The sequence below is a fragment of the Shewanella sp. HL-SH2 genome (genome assembly GCF_051164935.1).
Taxonomy (GTDB): domain Bacteria; phylum Pseudomonadota; class Gammaproteobacteria; order Enterobacterales; family Shewanellaceae; genus Shewanella; species Shewanella glacialimarina.
Window position 1 is genome coordinate 451,115 of the sequence record NZ_CP195035.1, and the last position, 19,525, is coordinate 470,639.

At 42.1% G+C, this 19,525-nt stretch carries 16 protein-coding genes; 1 reads left to right on the plus strand and 15 read right to left on the minus strand.

Annotation, left to right across the window (positions count from 1 at the left end; all coding sequences use genetic code 11):
- Nucleotides 1-106: 106 nt before the first annotated feature.
- The 8 genes from ACRWP9_RS01845 to ACRWP9_RS01880 all read right to left on the minus strand — a co-directional run bounded on the left by ACRWP9_RS01845 (nucleotide 107) and on the right by ACRWP9_RS01880 (nucleotide 9,668).
- Entirely contained in the window at nucleotides 107-2,086 is a 1,980-nt protein-coding gene (locus tag ACRWP9_RS01845; RefSeq protein WP_434927608.1) for a hypothetical protein, read from the minus strand.
- 129 nt (nucleotides 2,087-2,215) lie between these two features.
- Nucleotides 2,216-3,553 (minus strand): coproporphyrinogen III oxidase family protein, encoded by a 1,338-nt coding sequence (locus ACRWP9_RS01850; RefSeq protein ID WP_434927609.1) that lies wholly within the window; start codon nucleotides 3,551-3,553, stop codon nucleotides 2,216-2,218.
- Nucleotides 3,554-3,906: 353 nt separating this feature from the next.
- Nucleotides 3,907-5,427: a PKD domain-containing protein gene (locus ACRWP9_RS01855; protein WP_434927610.1), complete on the minus strand. Its 1,521-nt coding sequence runs from the start codon at nucleotides 5,425-5,427 to the stop codon at nucleotides 3,907-3,909.
- A 378-nt stretch (nucleotides 5,428-5,805) separates the two neighbouring features.
- Nucleotides 5,806-6,672: a substrate-binding periplasmic protein gene (locus ACRWP9_RS01860; RefSeq protein WP_434927611.1), complete on the minus strand. Its 867-nt coding sequence runs from the start codon at nucleotides 6,670-6,672 to the stop codon at nucleotides 5,806-5,808.
- A gap of 345 nt (nucleotides 6,673-7,017) precedes the next feature.
- Nucleotides 7,018-7,158 carry a hypothetical protein gene (locus tag ACRWP9_RS01865; RefSeq protein ID WP_434927612.1) on the minus strand — a complete coding sequence of 47 codons (141 nt, stop codon included), beginning with the start codon at nucleotides 7,156-7,158 and terminating at the stop codon, nucleotides 7,018-7,020.
- 380 nt (nucleotides 7,159-7,538) lie between these two features.
- A complete protein-coding gene (locus ACRWP9_RS01870) occupies nucleotides 7,539-8,351 on the minus strand; it encodes a DUF2971 domain-containing protein (RefSeq protein WP_434927613.1) in 813 nt (270 codons plus the stop codon).
- Nucleotides 8,352-8,396: 45 nt separating this feature from the next.
- A complete protein-coding gene (yqfB, locus tag ACRWP9_RS01875; RefSeq protein WP_434927614.1) occupies nucleotides 8,397-8,717 on the minus strand; it encodes a N(4)-acetylcytidine aminohydrolase in 321 nt (106 codons plus the stop codon).
- Between the two features lie 81 nt (nucleotides 8,718-8,798).
- The gene (locus ACRWP9_RS01880; protein ID WP_434927615.1) at nucleotides 8,799-9,668 is read right to left on the minus strand and encodes an AraC family transcriptional regulator; all 870 of its coding nucleotides are present in this window, start codon (nucleotides 9,666-9,668) and stop codon (nucleotides 8,799-8,801) included.
- A 279-nt stretch (nucleotides 9,669-9,947) separates the two neighbouring features.
- Here ACRWP9_RS01880 and ACRWP9_RS01885 point away from each other — a divergent pair, with 279 nt between their 5' ends.
- On the plus strand, nucleotides 9,948-11,111 hold the full coding sequence (locus ACRWP9_RS01885; protein ID WP_434927616.1) for an iron-containing alcohol dehydrogenase: 1,164 nt from the start codon (nucleotides 9,948-9,950) through the stop codon (nucleotides 11,109-11,111).
- A gap of 103 nt (nucleotides 11,112-11,214) precedes the next feature.
- On the opposite strand, the gene ACRWP9_RS01890 is transcribed toward ACRWP9_RS01885, so the two are convergent.
- The 7 genes from ACRWP9_RS01890 to ACRWP9_RS01920 form a co-directional block, all read right to left on the minus strand.
- Nucleotides 11,215-12,141 carry a hypothetical protein gene (locus ACRWP9_RS01890; protein ID WP_434927617.1) on the minus strand — a complete coding sequence of 309 codons (927 nt, stop codon included), beginning with the start codon at nucleotides 12,139-12,141 and terminating at the stop codon, nucleotides 11,215-11,217.
- 192 nt (nucleotides 12,142-12,333) lie between these two features.
- Nucleotides 12,334-13,347 (minus strand): formate dehydrogenase subunit gamma, encoded by a 1,014-nt coding sequence (locus ACRWP9_RS01895; protein ID WP_434927618.1) that lies wholly within the window; start codon nucleotides 13,345-13,347, stop codon nucleotides 12,334-12,336.
- A 47-nt stretch (nucleotides 13,348-13,394) separates the two neighbouring features.
- Nucleotides 13,395-13,991 carry a formate dehydrogenase FDH3 subunit beta gene (gene fdh3B, locus ACRWP9_RS01900; RefSeq protein ID WP_226412374.1) on the minus strand — a complete coding sequence of 199 codons (597 nt, stop codon included), beginning with the start codon at nucleotides 13,989-13,991 and terminating at the stop codon, nucleotides 13,395-13,397.
- 22 nt (nucleotides 13,992-14,013) lie between these two features.
- The gene (locus ACRWP9_RS01905; protein ID WP_434927619.1) at nucleotides 14,014-16,863 is read right to left on the minus strand and encodes a formate dehydrogenase subunit alpha; all 2,850 of its coding nucleotides are present in this window, start codon (nucleotides 16,861-16,863) and stop codon (nucleotides 14,014-14,016) included.
- An 18-nt stretch (nucleotides 16,864-16,881) separates the two neighbouring features.
- Complete coding sequence (locus tag ACRWP9_RS01910; protein ID WP_434927620.1) at nucleotides 16,882-17,076, minus strand: formate dehydrogenase; 195 nt, start codon at nucleotides 17,074-17,076, stop codon at nucleotides 16,882-16,884.
- 75 nt (nucleotides 17,077-17,151) lie between these two features.
- The gene (locus tag ACRWP9_RS01915; RefSeq protein ID WP_434927621.1) at nucleotides 17,152-17,817 is read right to left on the minus strand and encodes a TorD/DmsD family molecular chaperone; all 666 of its coding nucleotides are present in this window, start codon (nucleotides 17,815-17,817) and stop codon (nucleotides 17,152-17,154) included.
- A gap of 10 nt (nucleotides 17,818-17,827) precedes the next feature.
- On the minus strand, nucleotides 17,828-19,510 hold the full coding sequence (locus ACRWP9_RS01920; protein ID WP_434927622.1) for a 4Fe-4S binding protein: 1,683 nt from the start codon (nucleotides 19,508-19,510) through the stop codon (nucleotides 17,828-17,830).
- Nucleotides 19,511-19,525 lie beyond the last annotated feature (15 nt).

Consider the following 19,525-nt stretch of genomic DNA (forward strand, 5'->3'; position numbering starts at 1 on the left):
ATGAATGCACAATCACATAATTGAGGTCGTTTAAGAGTACCCGTTATAAAAAAAACGGCAACCTAAGTTGCCGTAATAATTGATTGAGCTAAAACAATGTTAAAAATTAATTCAACTTAGCAGAAGAATTAACGCGCAATAACCCAATTAATAGTGGATTGATGTTTTCACAGCTTTGTTGAAAATTCACCGCTAATTTCTCCACATTATTATTGGCATCATATACCAATTCTAATATTTCAAAACTGCCTAGACTATTGTTACAACCCCTACCGTCGCCGGTAAAACTTAACCCCGCGGTAACAGGTGATTGGAATGGATAGCGTGTTGCGTTTTCATATTTTTTTACCGCTAAACTTTCGCCTTTAGGGGCGGCAAGATCTAAGTTCCACCATGTATTAGAGTTAATACCGACAGAAATATAGTCCCGTTGTTCGGCGCCATTACTGAACACTGTGAATGATGACTCTGAGGTATCGAAAGTCTGAGTTTGTCCGCCACCAATATAATCCCCCATTGAACTCACAAAGTGAAGTACTGTGCTGCTCGGCGTAAAGTACTTTATGGTGACATCAGACGAAATAACATAGCCCTGACCGTTATCAATTTCAAGACGCACTGAAATATCATTAGCATGCCCTGCGGGAGCAGAAAATGTCGTCTTACTCGCTGATTTTTCGGCAAATACAAGACCTACATTATTGACATCAATCCATTTGAAATTAAGTTTTTTGCCTTTATTCATCACCGATTTAGATGCATCTAAAGTGGGGAAGTCGTCCGCCTGATACAAGCCTGTCCCTTTGTCCAAGTTGATCAAGATTGCATCATTAACATTAATGCCAGTGACTCGGTATACGTATCGAGCAACATCTTGAGTGCTAATTAATTCAAATGAATCAATTTCATATTCTCTACCTGCAGCTAATGGCGTCTTAGGTGTAATACTAACAATTGCCCCTGCAACAGACACGGTTGCATCCACGCGATGATAAGGCCAGTTAGTCGTATTGAATGTTGTGGTATACGTCCCTGACTTCACTGGTCTAGACATAAGAAACTGAACACTTCCACCACTGGCAGGAAACTCGGTCAGCAAATCGCTATTTAACACGCCAACAAAATCAAAGTTGTCTGAACGGTAGGCGTTTACGTAGTTATTTTCGCCACCCGAAAACCACCACAGGGAACCTTCAACAGCATAGCTCCAAGAAATACTGTAAATGTCAGAACCCGATTTAACATTCATAGATTCAGAGTTGGTCACAAAGTTACTGCTGGTCTCAACAATATCGGTATTTGAAGTAAAAACATGCATCAAGCCCTTATGGGGATACTCAGAAAAGTGCCCAACTAAAGGTTCTTTAAATGCAAAAGAAAAACTCACTGCCGCCACAGGTAATTCAATTTTCCCCGCACCGCTAATGCTATAAGTAGCATCTGAAAACTGCTCAGAACGGGTAATAGCCGTATTAACAAAGTTCATTTTCAGGTCCGCATTACGATCAACTATAAGCGATACATTGCCTATATTTTTAACTGTGGTTTTTTGACTAACAGCGAACTTTTGAATTTCGGTACCCAAAATCCCTTTGAACTGAAGAAGGGTTTCTCCGTCAAACTCAACATCCGATAAATTAACTTCTGCGAGTGTTTTACCGTCGTCAGAATTAAGGCTAACGATTTTAACGGCAACCACGCCTGAAATCGTGCTATCTAGTGAAGGGATGTAGCAATCACGATAATCCATAGAAATAACATCAGCAGCTGAAATTGTGTTGCTGCCATCAATATCATTGATTGTTCTTGTGGAAATACCGCCGTTATTACAACTTTTATCGATACCTAAATCGTTAAAACTGGCTTGTTTGATAATGCTATTGGCAAATGTGCCAACCTGAATAAAGCTTTCTGCCACACTCAGGGCCATAGTCGATGTGTTTACAGGATCATCTTGAACTTTAAAGGTTGGAAGTGGAGTGACTGGTGGTGGCGTAATTGCAGGCGAAGAATCAGACCCACCGCCGCAACCCGCTAATGAAAGTACTAATGCACCTAATGCAAATCCCTTTGAAAACTGGCTCATAACTATCCTTTGAACAAATAAAACCTAATTAGCAGAAGCGAGCATCATAACTGAGTTCTATTTGTTAAAGAATAGTGACATAGCCGTGTTAATGAAATATTTACGCTAATGCGTCAATCTTAAAGAAAACTACATATCTAAGTCGGTTAATGGCTTGCGCAGTTGCGCCCTGACATTATCCATACCCGAATAAAACTCTTTCATCATCAATAATCCCATCATTTTGCCGTTATCAGTCACAATCAGTTTATCGGGGTTTACTGGGTCATTCTTAATCGCGCCCATTGCTTTCATTGAACTCATTTCTTTGAATAATGCGGTATCTAAATTCACCCCAAATTCATCGCGAAAATACTTACGTGATAAACGACCAGAAAACATGCCTAGTAAGAAGCGATATTGCATCACCTCTTTCTTTTGATAATGCTTTTGTTGCTCAACAGCCATGCGCCCCTGGGCAATACGCTCTTGGTATTTTTTCAGTGAGAAAGTATTCACATATAAAGTATCGTTTAAAAAACTAAATGACCCAGACCCCACACCTAAATACTCATCATGATCAATTACATACTCATCAAACCCTTCATCATTGGCTTTGCCAAACGCCCAGGCTGACAACTGGGTATATTGGCCGGTTAATTTGTTGAGGATCTGACGGTATTGATTAATCATTTCACCCTGTGGCGCTGCCAGCGTGCCTTTAACACTTTTACGGGTTTGATGGGTGATCATTAATGGGTAAGTGGTAATTTGTCTTGGGTCTAATCGAGAGGCCATCTCTAAATCTGACTGAATAACCTCATCGGTTTGGCCGCGAAAACCAAAAATCAAATCGACATTGATGATGGGGAATAACTCTTTTGCCGCCATAATACGGTCAAAAGTTTGCTGGCCTGAACCAAACTTATCTAAACGGTCAGTCATTTTTAAAATACCGTCATCAAAGCTTTGTACCCCAATCGACATACGGTCGACTAAGCCTTTCAATTGCCTAAATTCAGGGTTAGCTAAATGCTGTGGGTCTGACTCACACGACACCTCTTTAATATCAGGAAACAAGGTTTTAGCATGTTCAATGGTACGGGCTAATTCATCTTCCAATACCGTAGTGGTACCCCCGCCAATATACATAGAGCTAAATTGATAACCTAAGTCTTTGGCCATCTGCATTTCTTTGCGCAGCGCAACAAAGTATTCCCGCGCTTTATCTTCGCGGAATAAAAAACGATGAAAAGTACAAAAAGAACACAGGGTATGACAAAACGGGATATGGGCGTACAGCATGTACTTGCGCCCTTCCACAGGTTTAGGCATACGGTCGGTTGAAATGGTATCTAGGCGCAAATTTTTATCGACATAAAACTGCATCACCTTTTCCATCGAGCTCACCATCCAGTTCGGAATGGTAATATTCGACTGATAAGGCTGAATCAACCCATTAGATGCTGGTTGAATAATTGGAGACATAAATAATCCTAAATGAGTGCTATTTTTTGCGAGCAAAATCAATGATTACAAAGCGATAAAAGACACATCCTGCAAGCGGAATCTAAAAATACCACTTTAGATATAGATAAAATGTGAGGTAGACGATGCTATGTAAACTAAAAAGTAAACTAGCAGGATTTTCAGAGACGATTTGTTAAGCAGGTCATGTTTTAGATTTGATTAATGTATTGAACACCCAAAGTGTGTTTGTCAGCAATTAATAGCTTACGGCAGGCTTATGTGTAGATATTAGATGATGTGAAGCATCCACAATGCTGGTTATATAAACCAGCATTGTGTAAATGATAAAACCAACATTTATACGAGCAATACTACTGTGCAATGATCAGAAATGTACTCGGAAGTAGAGATGTTTGAATACCATCACTGACGCTGACTTCTAGGGTATACCAACCAGGTAAATCCGGCGTAAAATCGGTCACTGACTGAGTTGGCGCGCTAAATGTGCCTTCTGTACCAGGATCTTTTTCCACCAAGCGCCATTCAAAAGTCAGAGGTTGACCTTCGGGATCCGTCGCCAGCACTTCTAGCTGAGTAGGATAGCCTGCAACAACGTGAGTATTGTATATAACCTCAGTAATGACCGGCGGATGGTTAACAGCAGCGCGGATCATTTGGGTTGCTGGCTCTGAGGTTAGTTTATTATCAGTAGCAGTCAAAGACACAAGATAATCCCCTTTGGCATCAAGGTATAGTTGAGTATTCTGCTGATTGGTACTGGTAAATTCGGCGCTGCTATCGCTAGGTTTAGAGACTAAGCTCCAGCTATAACTTAAGCTATCATTGTCAGGGTCAACTCCCACACCTTGCAAGTTAATGGTTTCACCTTGTTTAGGTGAGCTAGAATTGAGATTAATGCTCACAACTGGGGCTCGATTGACCGCCGTTACCTGCAATACCAGTGTCTTTTTATCTTGTAGTTTGCCATCACTGACCGTCAGCTCGACATGGTATTCACCTAAAGTACTCGCGGTAAACTTCGCTAGCTGCGTTGCTGCCTGATCAAGTTTGACGTTGGCATTGTCCGGCTTTTGAATAATTTGCCAGCTAAAACTTAAACTATCGCCATCAGCATCCGTACTTTGAGCAGCAGAAAGCGCCAGTTCCTCATTCACTTTCAGTACAGTACTCGCAGCTGTAATAGATGCCACGGGAGCCGTGTTACTGGTAACCCCTGTAGCTGTGATAACACGCTGAACTACATCGGTATTGTTATCTTGATCTTTCAAGCGCAACTGTACTTTATACTCACCCAACTTGTCGGCGGTAAAATATGTTTCTACGGCGTCTGTGCTGGTCAGTGTCGCTACGCTAGCAGTAGGCTTCTCTAATAAACTCCAACTAAAGCGAGTGTCAGTTTTTAGCTGACTGCTTTCACCTGAAAGCGTCACTTTATTACCCTGCTTTACCGTACTTGCAGAAGTAATAATGGCTGTAATCGCTTTATCCCCTCCAACTTGTAATACTAAGCTAGCCTTATCAATTGCGCCTTTCCCATCGCTTACAGTCAAGCTGATTTGGTATTCTCCAGCCATCGTCAGATTGAAGCTCAGTTGCTTACTCTTAGCATCATTTAAAGCCAAGACAACACCTTGTGGATCAATAACCTGCCACTGGTAACTTAAATTATCACTATCCGGGTCGCTACTTTGATCTCCTCGAATTAATACCGTGTCGCCAATACTCATTGAGGTACTATCTATTGAGGCTATAGCTATTGGTGCACTATTGTTTTCTATAGGCGTTGTTGAACTACTATCACCAGAGCCGCCACCACAAGCAACCATACTAAATGCCATAAAAGGGAATACTAGGTAAGATTTCATTTTCATTACACATCCTTGTTATTGTTTAATTTTCATCCTCACATCCATCCTATGTCATTCCCTTCCTATAACAAAACGTAAAATGTTACATTTTGTTAAATAAGTTAACCTATTCAAGTTCAAATATTAATTCAACTCTCGCACAGGCCTAGTGGCTTGTTTGCTATCAGTATTGATAAGAAAATTTAGCGGGGGCGGGATAAACTTTGTAAAAAATCAGGTAACCGATCTGCTTTTACCTTGTTTTGTATTGCTCTTTGCAACAATCATCAAGCACGCCATGTAGGAAAAAAAGCCATTCAATAACATGTGCCGATCAACTTAGCGATAAAGTTTACTCAGTCCACTAATTATTGAATAACCATTAGACTCAGCTTTTTACAGCTAGTGGGTGGGTGAAGCAGCTAAGCGTATGGTGACATTGTCATCTAAGGTGAGCGATAGCATTTGCTGGAATTTGTTCTCAATGGCGAGTCGAGTGCCATCTTGTTTTATTTGCGCTAGGCCAAAATTAAAGTCATCGCGAATATCGGCGTGTAAAAATGCAAATCGGTAGGACGTAGGGGCAAATACTTTATGGCAAATCACCTCTTGTTGTACTTCTTCTTTAGTGAGCTTGCCTGTGAAATAGGACTGCCTTAGGTAATAAATAAAGATATTCTTATCCATCACGGCCACATCTATTCTCTGTTTCATCAGCATTTTCACTTGAAGTATTTGCTTCGCCTGTTCGCTATATTGGCTGTTAAGTGCGGCCATGTTAGTGAAGTCTTTACCTAAAAGCATAGAGGCTCGCTGAAAAGCGACAATGCTCTTGTCTTGTAAATCGGTGACTTTCTCTAAGTTGAAATGGTTCTTTTTAAGACTAATGGCACAATTTTGAAAACGAATGACCACATCTGAATAAAACACGCCTTCGAGCATGTTTTGTTTAGTATTAATGATGCCATCGAGTTCACCTTCTTTGAGTGCATGAAAGGTACGCGCTAGGGGCAGGTATTGTATATTGACGCTATGGCCTTTAACGGCAAGGGCACTTTTGAGCAATTCGAGTTCTAAACCACTGTTAGTTTCTTGAATGACATAGGGAGCAATTGAAAAGCTGACACCGACTTCAAGATCTTTGGCTTGTATGCCGCCAGTAAATAAATAAAGTAAAATCAAGCCGATAGCACTTAAACACTTAGCCTTTAGATCGGCTAATGTTAATATATTGGATTGTGGGAAGAGCCGATTGCTCTCATTATTCATTTTATTATTGACCTCTAAATGATGGTGGACACTAGCCCTGCTTCAGCGATTTTTTCTGCCGTTACCTAACTTATCCAATCATGATTACACCTAACTATAGGAGGTCTTATTAGATTAGCATACTTTAATTTTGTTAACGTTAGGCTCAGAGAACTTCGGTATTGGCTAAGCGTCTGAATGCTTGAGTATTAAGTTTGAAATAGGTCGCTCTTTCATATCTGACCCATAGGGATATGGGAAATGTCAGTGTGATGTCGGGAATATCACTGAACATGTGAAAGAGCAACCTTATGCGTAAGCACTTCTGTGACACGCTGCAAGTACGTCCCTGTAAGCTCAACGATTTTAAACAACATCCATATTTAACTGCCAGTTTGGCATCCATGCCTCTCGCTCATAGCGTTTCATAAGATGAAACTTCGCCATGCCATCGACGGTCACAGCCGCGCTTACACCTAATAATTTATCTCTTCGATTAGGCTGCATTGGTAATAACGCCTTAAGATCTTTGGTTGATACGAAAATGTCAGGTACTGGTAAGCCTAAGGCAGGCAATTGGTTGGATTACCGTTATGGCCTACTGTGACTTAACCAACAAAAAAATAAGTAATATATTGAATTTAAAATACAAACTAAGTTAAATTATGAAAACTTAAGGACAGAGTTGGCCAATCTCGAACACAATCATCGAGCACGCCATTTAGGGAAGAAGAAGCCATTCAATTACTTGAACCGCTCGACTCCCTTTTTAATGTTTACTCTGCCCGCACTAATTCGATATTTACACTATAAAGATATCACTCTGGTTTGTTCAACAATCCGGGATAAGGACGCGGCTACGCGCGGCCTATCTTTATTCGTTAGCTTTATTGGTTGATTGATTGTTCGGCTATCAACTGCCATGAGTGCACATCAGGCTTACATTGCAATAATTTTAAATCTTTGCGTCCCCATGAAAGAAGGATTTCTTTAAGTTCATCACCGGAAAAATCGTTCTTTTTAGTTACATTCTTATGTATATGTCGTCCTAAATATATTTCCTTAATAGCATTTTCTGGTACATCTAAACAATACAATGGACGACCTGCTACTGAGATTTTATTCCAAGCGTTAATACGTCCCTCTCCAAAATGGTAGCTAAACGGTAGGGCTGATATACCCTTAACAACTCGAACTTCTTCTTCGTAACTCCATTCAATAGATTTGTACAAAAATGCTCTTTTAACTAAATTAAACGAATCAGAGTCAAATTTGATGCAATTTCCTATGCTCATCAATTCTTCACTACTGACAGTAGGCAGATTTTTATGTGGCTTAGTTGCCGAATAAACAATTTCTCCATACTGACAAGGTATGACGCATGCATCTTTATCAGTAAATCCAGCTAATTTTACATCGAAGCCAATCACTACACCTTGGTGTTCGTCTCCATAGTGTGACCACATTAATGGGTTCAATGGTTGCCTAGACAATGACAGCACACCATAGTTTCTTGAAAAGCGATTTTTACAGGCATTTGTAGCCATTGTTGCGGTTACGAATGAGTCGCTACCCTCATCAAAACCAAAGGCTGTGCACTCAAATGGATCATTCAGATCTTCGAGGCAAGAGAAGCCAAGTGATGAGTTTTCAATAACTGAAATAGCCGATTTAAACGACATATATTTATACAGAATCAACGTTTATCCTCAAAAAAGCTAACGCCCTAATTTAGTGGAGTCAGATTAACTCACCTCAACCAGCTCAAATGAAATCATAAACAATGACTGTTGGTTTGGGTAAACCTGTTGAATAATCTGTTTCAACTCGTCTAAAGGCAGACTTTCTTGCTGCGCATGAAACGCATTTATGTCATCAAACGCCAATGGCTCAACTGACAAAATAGTAATATCACACACCTTTTGATGAGTTTCTAAGGTGAATACTTCCACTTGCGTACCGGGTACATAATGACTTTCAGATTCATCCCGTATGGTAATGATTTTTTTACCAGAGGCCACCAGCGGGGTTAAATACTCAAAAAAAGTGATGCTTGTGGGTGCCATGATTTTCGCCATTGTTTTCGACATTGTTTTCGACATGATTTTCGACATAGTTATTGCCTTAATTGCGCGATTAGAATTGAGTTACAGCCGTGCACACTCACCAGGGCTTTGGGAAAAGTAGCGTTTAAACTCACGGCTAAATTGCGTACTACTTTCATAACCCACCTGGGTTGCCACATCTTTTACTTTCAGTTTTTGTGCTTGTAATAACTCTTTGGCTCGGGTGAGTCTAATTTTCTTTAAATACTGAATGGGCGATGATGCGGTCACCTCTTTAAAGCAACGATGAAATGCCGACGGACTCATGTTCACCAATCCCGCTAAGGTATCTACCTCAACTGACTCGCCATAATGTCGGTGAATATAGCTTAACGCCTTCTCTACTCGCGCTAAGCGGGTGTGGCTAAGCGATAATGCATATAACGGTCCGGCATTCGGGCTTTCAAGTAACCGATATAACAGCTCAAGCACTAATGCTTCACCCATCACCTTGGCTTCTAGTGGTGATTGTAATGCCTGTAATAGTCTAAACACACTACAGTCCATCTCTTCTGTGGTCGGTGCCACAAAATATCCCGATTGACGCGACTCATTCAAATCTTTGGGTATTTGATTATGCTCATCCATCAAGCGAATAATGTGATTCAGTTGCACCAAATCAATATCGACCATTAATACCAAAACCGGTTCTTCTGGGCTGGCAAAGGTTTCACATTCGACCGGTAACGGCACCGTCATCACTAACGCATTCTCGCTGTCATAGTCAAAGGTTTGATTATCTAAATAAAGCCGTTTCTTACCTTGGCCCACAAATAACATGCCTTGCGAGTAACACATAGGCCCGCGCGCGCCATACTGTGAGCCCCTAAATACATGCACCCCTGCTAAATGGGTTTTATTAACCCCTTCTTTAGGTGCTAGTTGTGCCATTAATATTGCGGTGTCGGTCATATCGATTACCCTGCCTTTTACCCCATTGGAAATACTTTACCAATAAAGCAGGAAAATGCATTAAAAAAACCACTAAAACATACTTTAACAGTAAATAAGGTAGGAATAGGCATAAAGCTGATAGTTATGTGTCTGTTTATTTTAGGCCAGAAGCCTATCATTACCCCATCAACTTTATCGCGCCAATAAGCCGTTAATGATTTTGATTAACGCGGGCAATTTATTGAACTCACGAACCAGCACCCTTTTTATTGGTTCGAAAAATTAAGGTAACATCATATGCTGAATTTTAATTATCGTAATCCTACCCATGTTGTTTTCGGTAAAGACCGTATTGCAGAATTAGACCAACTGGTACCCGCTAATGCCAAAGTGCTTATCACCTATGGCGGTGGCAGCGTTGTCCGTTTCGGGACGCTAGACAAAGTAAAAGCAGCACTAGGCAATCGCACTGTTATTGAATTTGGTGGTATTGAAGCCAACCCTAAGTACGACACATTAATGCAAGCGGTTGATGTGGCACGTAAAGAAAACATCGACTTTTTATTGGCTGTTGGCGGCGGTTCAGTGATGGACGGCACTAAGTTTATTGCCCTAGCTATCCAGTTTGAAGGTGACACTGCTAGCCTACTTCATCATGGTTTTGCCCCAGTACCTGTTGCTGAAGATAAAGTGATTCCATTAGGCGTGATTGCGACTTTGCCTGCGACGGGTTCAGAAATGAATGCCTTTGCAGTTGTAAGCTATAAAGGCGGCAAATTCCCGGTGAATCACCCAAGTGTTTACCCTACATTTGCGATGCTAGACCCTGAGTTGACCTTTAGCTTACCTAAAATTCAAGTGGCTAATGGTGTGGTAGATGCCTTTGTGCATGTGCTTGAGCAATATGCGACTTACCCTGTTGATGCCCGAGTGCAAGATCGCACCGCTGAAGGCATTATGCGTACCTTAATTGAAATTGGCCCTATTACAGTGGAAGAGCCTACCAATTATGAAGCGCGCGCTAACTTAATGTGGAGTGCCACGTCAGCCTTGAACGGTATGATTGGTGTGGGCGTGCCATTTGATTGGACTACCCACATGATAGGCCATGAGCTTACGGCGATATTTAACATTGACCATGCGCAAACCTTAGCCGTGGTATTACCGTCAGTTTGGCGTGTATTGAAAACTCAAAAACAGGCTAAGTTATTACAGTATGCAGAACGTGTATGGGACATTACCGAAGGTGATGAAGATAGCCGCGTTGAACAAGCGATTGTAAAAACGGAAGCTTTCTTCCAACAGGTTGGCTTAAAAACTCGCTTACGTGATCATGGTGTTGAAAAGGCACAAATCGACACGGTTATTAATGCACTAGAAGCACACGGTATGACTGCCTTATCTGAATCAGGCAAAGTTGACTTAGCCGTGAGCCGTCAAATTCTAGACATGGCTTGGTAACTGTCTAAGTTAACAATTTATTAGCTCACTGATAATAAACACATAAAAATGCTCCAGAGAGTCACTTAAACCTGACTCTCTGTTTTATTATTGAGAAAGATGTCTAAAGATATTTTTGGCAGATTGATTGTACGTCTACACTAGGGTTAAATAAAAAATCCTCCCCCGTAATCGATACCATTTGTGATTCCTTAACCAAAGGGTTAGTAATTTTAAACACCCGCCGCTTGTGCAATTGGCCCTGCATTAAAGATTGACAGTGCCATTGATAAAACAGTTGATCAAACTGACCATTTTCAATGAGTCTCAGTAAACCTACCTGAATTCTTTCTGCCAACCTTGGTGTTGCTGGGGATACATAAAAGTAAGTTGCTAGCGGAATATTTAGCAGGATGTGTTCGTCAACAATAAGCTCAGGATAAAGATTGTGGAAAATTTCAACTTCTTTATATGCCTCATTAACGCCTCGCCCAAAGGTGACAAAACGATTTTTTGACAGCATATTGAATAAACTATCATATTGAGGGCTTTCAACCACATCAAATCCCGCCTGTTTCATCGCGAATCTTGTTGACCACTGGCTACCCGAGCCAGTTTGCAGCGTCATCAATTGTGCGAGTGAATCAATATTAGCCAGCAGATGCTTATTTTCATTTTTGATAATAAACACTCTTAACCCTTGAATTCCCTTACGGATAGGGATCGGGACTGTAATTAGGTCAGTATTCCACTGCTGATTTGATGCCTCAGCCATAACATTGATAGCTTCGCCCTCTTTTAGTGACCTCAATATCCGATTGCGACTCATCACCACGTTAGCCTCGTCGATAGAAGCATCACCAAAATCAGCTTGGGTCTCTTTAATAATTAATGCTAAAAGTTCATAGGGGTATTGATAGCGATGATCGCGAGCTGAATCCGAATGATTGATGATGAATTTATCTGCAGCAACGGCCAATGGGGCAAACATAAAGCCACACAAGCTGCAAAAAAATAACAACTTCCCAACACGCTGTAAATTAAAGTCCATTTAAATTCTCTCATTTTCAAAACAGGGATATTTATTTTAAATAATACCGAGCTCAGATAATGGTAAATGCTAGCTCCATTACATAACAAGATTAGACTACATATACATAAAAAAACACCTTACTGGTTGCCCAGTAAGGTGTTTTTGTTAAATAACATTAACACAGCAGCATCTAAACAGTGCCCGTTAACCTTATTTTTTGTACTTTAATGACCCATTTGCTTTGATTTCGTCATACCACAAGTTGTGGTGCTGGATTGCCCAGTTTTCATCACAGTAACCTGACACCATAGACTCCATGCCACCTTCACTAAGTACTGTCGCCATCCATATATGCACTATGGTAAAAGCGATGAGAACGGCGGCGCTGACGCCATGTACTAGTAACGCAACGATAGAGGCTTCACGTGGTAAATCAAGATTAGGCAGTACTAACATTAATCCGCTAATGCTGAGCAATAAACCAAAGATAACTAAGGTCCAAAACCACATTTTCTCACCCGCATTAGCAAATCCACTGTCTGGATGTTTGCCTTTAAACGGACCAAAATTAATGTAACCACCGACCACTAAAAACCATTTTAAATCATATAATTTAAAGGTTTGTAATGGCATCCACTTGATAACACACATCAACCAAGACACGATAAAAATCGGTCCTGACCAGTCATGGATAAATTTACTGGTGGCAATAATCCCTGCCCATAAACCTTCACCCACATATGGCGCGATAAAGTGGCGACCAAGCATAATAAAAATGCCTGTTAGCATAAGGGTTAAGCAAGTAACTGCCATAATCCAATGCAGCAAAATATCAGCTTTTGTCCATCTTTCTAGCAATTTTCCTGAAAAACCATGGGATAATTTTGATGGACCATTTACCAAGTAAAACACTAAGAACGCAGAAAATACACCTAACACAGCTAAAACAATTGCGGGTTTGAGGTAAGTATTGCGTAGCTCTTTGCCTTCATTACCAGCTTTGTTAATTAACACATTAGCTTCTAAGCCAGTATCGGTAGTATATCCCGGTTCGCCTGCTTTCACTGCACGCCAGAGATCTGCATCGCTGGTTTTTGCCGCCTGTTGCTTAGATGATTGATCATCAGCAGCATAAGCATTTGGCATAACCAAACTGATACCTATCACCAACACTAGCAACGCAAACAATATCTGCAGTGATTTGTTTAACGATGTGTTTAACATTGTCACTCCTCATTGGGCCGCAATAATGTGCAGCCCATCCAGTGGGTTTAGATCATCTCGCCTGTTTTTGGGTTGTAACCCCAAATCACATTTGGATTACCTCGCGATGCCATACGCTGACGATAAATGTCAGATACCACACCAGCATCACCCGCAAGCAGTGCTTTTGTTGAACATAGCTCAGCACACATTGGTAGCTTGCCTTCAGCAATACGGTTTGCACCGTACTTTTGACGCTCAGCATCTGAATGTGTTTCTTCTGGGCCACCCGCACAGAAAGTACATTTGTCCATTTTACCGCGGCTGCCAAATGCGGTCTTTTTAGGGAACTGCGGCGCACCAAATGGGCAAGCGTAGAAGCAATAGCCACAACCGATACAGGTATCTTTGTCGTGAAGCACAATGCCATCTTCAGTACGGTAGAAACAATCTGCCGGACAAACAGCCATACAAGGCGCATCGGTACAGTGCATACATGCCACTGAAATTGACGCTTCACCAGGTAGACCATCGTTAATTGTCACCACGCGGCGACGTTGAATACCCCACTCTAAAGCAGAGTCGTTCTCGTTTTTACATGCTGTGACGCAACCGTTACACTCGATGCAGCGCTTGGTGTCACACAAAAATTTCATGACTGCCATAATGGCTTATCTCCTCATCAAGTTAGGCTTTGCTTATCTGACATAAACTGGACTTAGTTTCTTGCATCTGAGTCACAACGTCATAGCCATAAGTTAAAATAGTGTTTGCTGATTCACCTATCACGTAAGGCACTGTGCCTTCTGGATAGTTTTTCTCTAGGCTTTCGCCTTCAAACACACCAGCAAAGTGATAAGGCATGAAACATTCGCCTTCAATCACACGAGGGGTCACCATTGCTTTAACGGTGATTTTCGCGCCTTCTGGTCCGTGAACAAACACATCATCACCATCACGAATACCGCGATCGGCTGCATCAGCAGGGCTGATTTCGATGAACATTTCTTGCTGTAATTCAGCAAGCCATGGGTTTGAACGGGTTTCTTCACCGCCACCCTCATATTCAACCAAACGACCAGAGGTCAGAGCTAATGGATAGTCTTTAGCAAAGTCTTTGTCTTGAATTGTTTTATAAAGGGTTGGCAGGCGTGCAACCATACGATCATCATAGGTGGGGTACTTAGCCACTAAATCACGACGAGGGGTATATAAGGGTTCACGATGTAACGGAATATCGTCTGGAAAATTCCACACAATACAACGAGCTTTCGCATTACCATAAGGGATACAACCATGTTTGATTGCTACACGTTGGATACCACCAGAAAGATCTGTTTTCCAGTTTTTTCCTTCAGCAAGCTTTTTCTCTTCTGCGGTTAAGTCATCCCACCAACCAAGCTGTTTAAGCATGTCGGCAGTAAACTCTGGGTAACCGTCTTCAATTTCAGCACCTTTAGAGAATGAACCTTCAGCAAGAATATTATTGCCTTCATGTTCAACACCATAACGGGCACGGAAGTTACCACCACCGTCTTTCACTTCACGTCCTGTGCGGTACAAAATTTGCGTACCTGGATGTTTCTGTTCAGGTGTTCCCCAGCAAGGCCAAGGCAGGCCGTAGGTTTCACCGCGCGCAGGACCACCAGGTGCTTCTAGTGTATCAACATCAAATGTACCCCAGTTTTTCTGGTGCATTTTCAAACGCTCTGGGCTTTGGCCAGTATAACCAATGGTCCACATACCTTTGTTAAATTCGCGAGTCACGTCTTCAATAACAGGCTCATCATTTTTCACTTCAATGTGCTTACAGAACTGCTCAGCAACGCCCCATTTTTTGGCCAATTTATACATGATCACGTGATCAGGTAATGACTCAAATAATGGCTCAATCACTTTGTCTCGCCACTGTAATGAACGGTTTGAAGCAGATACTGAACCGTAGGTTTCAAACTGAGTAGACGCGGGTAATAGATATACCCCATCTTGACGTTGGTGCATGACACCGGCCATTGTTGGGAATGGATCGACAACAACCACGGTATCCATCTTGTTTAATGCTTCACGCACTTCACGGCCGCGAGTTTCTGTATTAACAGACTGTCCCCAGAAAAATGCCAGACGTATATTGTCTTTTTGGGCAATTTTGGTTTTATCTTCTAACACACCATCGTGCCAACGCGAACAAGGAATACCTGCTGATGTTTGTGGCGATTGACCTAAGTACTCACCTTGGTCAAAACGGTCTTTGATCCAAGTTGGCTCAAGATCCCATACACCTGCCCAGTGATCCCATGCGCCAGAGGTTAAGCCGTAATATCCCGGTAAGTTATCAAATAACAAACCAAAATCAGTCGCACCCTGTACATTATCGTGACCGCGGAAAATGTTAGTTCCGCCGCCTTCAACACCCATATTACCTAGGGCTAATTGAAGAATACAATATGCGCGAGTGTTAGCATTACCAATATGATGCTGAGTACCACCCATACACCAAACAATAGTACCAGGCTTGGTTTCAGCCATCATTTTAGCCACCCGGTACATTTGTGCTTTGGGCACACCAACAACATGCTCAACTTCTTCAGGCGGGTACTTTTTCACTTCTTCTTTGATACGTTCCATACCGTATACACGTTGAGAGATGAAGCTTTCATCTTGCCAACCGTTTTCGAAGATGTGCCATAGCAAACCATATATAAATGGAATGTCAGTACCTGGACGAATATGAACAAATTCATCAGATTTAGCCGCAGTGCGGGTAAAGCGTGGATCAACAACAATGATTTTTGCACCGCGCTCTTTACCAATTAATATGTGCTGCATCGCAACTGGATGCGCTTCACATGGGTTTGAGCCGATAAACATCATGCATTTTGAGTTACGGATATCGTTAAACGAGTTTGTTTGCGCACCGTAGCCCCAAGTGTTTGCAACACCGGCTACCGTGGTAGAGTGACAAATACGAGCAGAGTGATCGACGTTGTTAGTGCCCCACATTGCCGCGAATTTGCGGTATAAATAAGCTTGCTCGTTCGAAAATTTCGCGCTACCCATGAAGTAAATAGAATCTGGACCTGATTCAGCACGTATATCGAGTGCTTTCTGGCCAACTTCTTCAATGGCTTGCTCCCAAGATAACCGCTTCCATTTTCCACCTTCCAGCTTCATTGGATATTTAAGTCGTTTCTCACCGTGTCCGTGCTCACGTAATGCAGCACCTTTAGCACAGTGACCACCTTGATTAAATGGATGATCAAATGCTGGTTCTTGACCAGTCCACACCCCATTTTGAACTTCGGCATAGACACCACAACCCACTGAACAGTGAGAACAAATGGTACGTACGACCTCAGTTGGCGCGTTATGTGGTACATCTTTGGCTTCAGCTTTACGCATCATGCCGGCACCTAACATCGACGCTGCTGCAATTCCACCAGTCGCCAAACTGGCCGACTTGAGAAACTGACGTCTGTTAAGACCTAGGCCTGGCTTTTCAGCTTTTGCGACCGAGTCAGATTTACGGGTTAATCGCATTTCACCCTCTCCTATTAGTTATTTACTTAACGAGGCATAGTAGTTACGAATATGCTCTGTTTCTCTGTAGTTGTTGCTTGATGGCTCGTCTGTTGCTTTGGGTGAGGCCGCTAATGCTGGCGCACTCACACTGGCAACCGCGCCTGCTACGCTACCTAACGCTAAGGCTTTTAGCATTTGACGGCGTCCCATGTCGGAAGCTTGCTTCTTCATAGTTTCTCCTTGTTTAAATCACCCTAATTACTTAGAGCATAAATGACTTACATCATGGCGAGTGCCATCAAGTCATTAGTTTACTTGCACGACTTCATCAGTAACCGGCTCAAGCTCTTTACTACCTGGGCAGTTCACCGGTATATCTAAACTCAGTTGGTCAAATTCGTTTACTTCAGCTTCAAAAAACGCTTTGGCTAATTGCGCTACAGGTATGTAGAACTTTGCGCTAGGCGTTCTTGCTAATGCTTCACAGAAGCGATTAATCCATGAACCAATATGACGTTGATAAAATGCCAATTGGCGATAGCCTGGCGCTTCTAAAATCAATACCCCCATCACTTCGCACAATGCGGCTACATGATCTTCCGGCTCTTTGACATTTTCTTCGCGCTCAAAACCCATTTGCATCAAATCGGTACGCAATAATGCCAATGGCTTATCCATTAATGAGCCAGTCATAAACCAACTGCCATAGGGGATAATTTCACCGCTACCTACGCCCAAGAAAATACTAAAATATTCATTTTCTAGTGTTTCTACATCACTACTTTTTGCTACCGTTTTTAAGGCGATCCATGCTTGATTCATTGCATTACCTTCTTCGGCATCTACGTCTAAATCAGCTAAAAACTGTAATAACTCTGCATTAGGATGACGACGCAACAATGCGGCTAATAGCTGATAAATATCGGCTCTTAATTGATCGTTTTCGCTGATTTCTCTTTCTATTTGGGTCATAGCAGATCTCTTATCGCAATTGCTTTTCTGGATCTTGAAGAATGTCTTCAAACATGTCTTTTACGCGGCAGTCGCCACACATTTTTAAACGTTCAATATTGGCACTAAATGCACTGTGCGCACCGACCATTTCAACCATTTTGCGTACCATTGATTGAGTAGCAAAAGCGCTACCACAGGTAATACATTCAAAAGGGGCTTCTTCTTTTAATGTTGTCAGCCCTTGGCGGCTGTCTCTATCAAAGTTAACTTGTGGCGCTAAACTAATCACGCTTTCAGGACAGGCACTTTCACATAGTCCGCACTGGACACAATCTTGCTCGACAAAACGTAATGCCGGTGTGTTACCGCCATCTTTTAATGCCTGTGTTGGGCAGATAGACACACACGACATACATAAAGTGCACTTATCAACATTCACCTTTACTTGACCATAGGGCACATTAGCTAAGGTTAGTTGAGTTTGAATCGCACCCGCTTGGCTGTTGAGATGATCAATGGCTTGGTACAAAATATCCCGTTTGGCATTGTGACTATCAGCATTGACCGCTAGGACCATAGGCACAATAATCGGCCAGGTCATACTAGTGGCCAACGATTGCTCAAGCTCAGTAAGGTCAGTTGCAGAAATAAGGCGTAAGCGCTGTGGTTGGCCCATCTCATCTAATATACGGTTGGCTAAACTAAGTTCGCCCTGCATCATTTGAGTTAATGTCGGCGCTGTAGCATCGGTATGTAAAATCAATACTTCACGTGCCCCATGAGCCAAAGCGGCGAGCCAGTGGTCAATACTGGCTACGGAAATTTCTTCCATTGCGATGGGCAGTACATCTCCCGATAAGGTATCGGTGATCAGGTCGCTACCCGCAATATTGTCATGGAATAAAATCACCGGCGCGACTTGAACTTCAGCCCGATAACGGCTGATTAACTTTTCAAGGTAGGTATGTAGCGATTTAGGTGTGGGTAAGTCATAGCTTATGGCCCCTGTTGGGCATAAATTTGTACAACTGCCCGCACCATGACAAAGGTAGGGATCGATTTCGATTTTTTGTTCAATACTGCTTATAGCATCGGCAGGACAAAAGTTTAAACAGCGGTTACAACCATTAATCCCATTACGATTGTGCGCGCAAATATCGGCATTCACCTTAACGTAACGGGGCTTATCAAACTCACCAACTAAATCTGGAATTTGTTCAATGGCCTCAGCTAATTTTTGGGCGTCTGCACCGACATAAAAGTAACCTGTGGGAAGTAATTCAAGGTTAATACAGGGCGCTGAACTTAAATCTACAATAATGTCAAAATGTGCCTGACGAATCGCCACAGCACTTAACTCTGCAACACCACCGGCATCGGCTTCTACACTGACTTGAAACTGCCCTAAAAAACCTTTAATACTTTTGAGTTTATTGTAAAAGCTCTCAACACCTTCGGCGGCATTAATAACCTTTTCAAGGTAGTTTTCATCTTGACTAGTAATCGATTCATTAGCCAAAATGACTCTACTGGCCATCATGGGAAGTGTGTCTGCAGCAAGACGAGCTAAATCTTCAGGGCCGATGAACAAAACATGGCCTTGGGTGGAGTAACTTACCGTAGGCGGGATCAAATTCTGCAGAATTTGGGTATTCGCCATCACTTGTTGCCGAGCTTGCTTAAGCTCGAACTGGGATTGTCTCATACTCATTGCGTTCCTAATTTT

Excerpts from the sequence above, each read along its gene's own strand:
- ACRWP9_RS01845 (WP_434927608.1), bottom strand. The coding sequence starts at position 2,086 with ATGAGCCAGTTTTCAAAGGGATTTGCATTAGGTGCATTAGTACTTTCA.
- ACRWP9_RS01850 (WP_434927609.1), bottom strand. The coding sequence starts at position 3,553 with ATGTCTCCAATTATTCAACCAGCATCTAATGGGTTGATTCAGCCTTAT.
- ACRWP9_RS01855 (WP_434927610.1), bottom strand. The coding sequence starts at position 5,427 with ATGAAAATGAAATCTTACCTAGTATTCCCTTTTATGGCATTTAGTATG.
- ACRWP9_RS01860 (WP_434927611.1), bottom strand. The coding sequence starts at position 6,672 with ATGAATAATGAGAGCAATCGGCTCTTCCCACAATCCAATATATTAACA.
- ACRWP9_RS01865 (WP_434927612.1), bottom strand. The coding sequence starts at position 7,158 with ATGCAGCCTAATCGAAGAGATAAATTATTAGGTGTAAGCGCGGCTGTG.
- yqfB (WP_434927614.1), bottom strand. The coding sequence starts at position 8,717 with ATGGCACCCACAAGCATCACTTTTTTTGAGTATTTAACCCCGCTGGTG.
- ACRWP9_RS01880 (WP_434927615.1), bottom strand. The coding sequence starts at position 9,668 with ATGACCGACACCGCAATATTAATGGCACAACTAGCACCTAAAGAAGGG.
- ACRWP9_RS01885 (WP_434927616.1), top strand. The coding sequence starts at position 9,948 with ATGCTGAATTTTAATTATCGTAATCCTACCCATGTTGTTTTCGGTAAA.
- ACRWP9_RS01890 (WP_434927617.1), bottom strand. The coding sequence starts at position 12,141 with ATGGACTTTAATTTACAGCGTGTTGGGAAGTTGTTATTTTTTTGCAGC.
- ACRWP9_RS01895 (WP_434927618.1), bottom strand. The coding sequence starts at position 13,347 with ATGTTAAACACATCGTTAAACAAATCACTGCAGATATTGTTTGCGTTG.
- fdh3B (WP_226412374.1), bottom strand. The coding sequence starts at position 13,991 with ATGGCAGTCATGAAATTTTTGTGTGACACCAAGCGCTGCATCGAGTGT.
- ACRWP9_RS01905 (WP_434927619.1), bottom strand. The coding sequence starts at position 16,863 with ATGCGATTAACCCGTAAATCTGACTCGGTCGCAAAAGCTGAAAAGCCA.
- ACRWP9_RS01910 (WP_434927620.1), bottom strand. The coding sequence starts at position 17,076 with ATGAAGAAGCAAGCTTCCGACATGGGACGCCGTCAAATGCTAAAAGCC.
- ACRWP9_RS01915 (WP_434927621.1), bottom strand. The coding sequence starts at position 17,817 with ATGACCCAAATAGAAAGAGAAATCAGCGAAAACGATCAATTAAGAGCC.
- ACRWP9_RS01920 (WP_434927622.1), bottom strand. The coding sequence starts at position 19,510 with ATGAGTATGAGACAATCCCAGTTCGAGCTTAAGCAAGCTCGGCAACAA.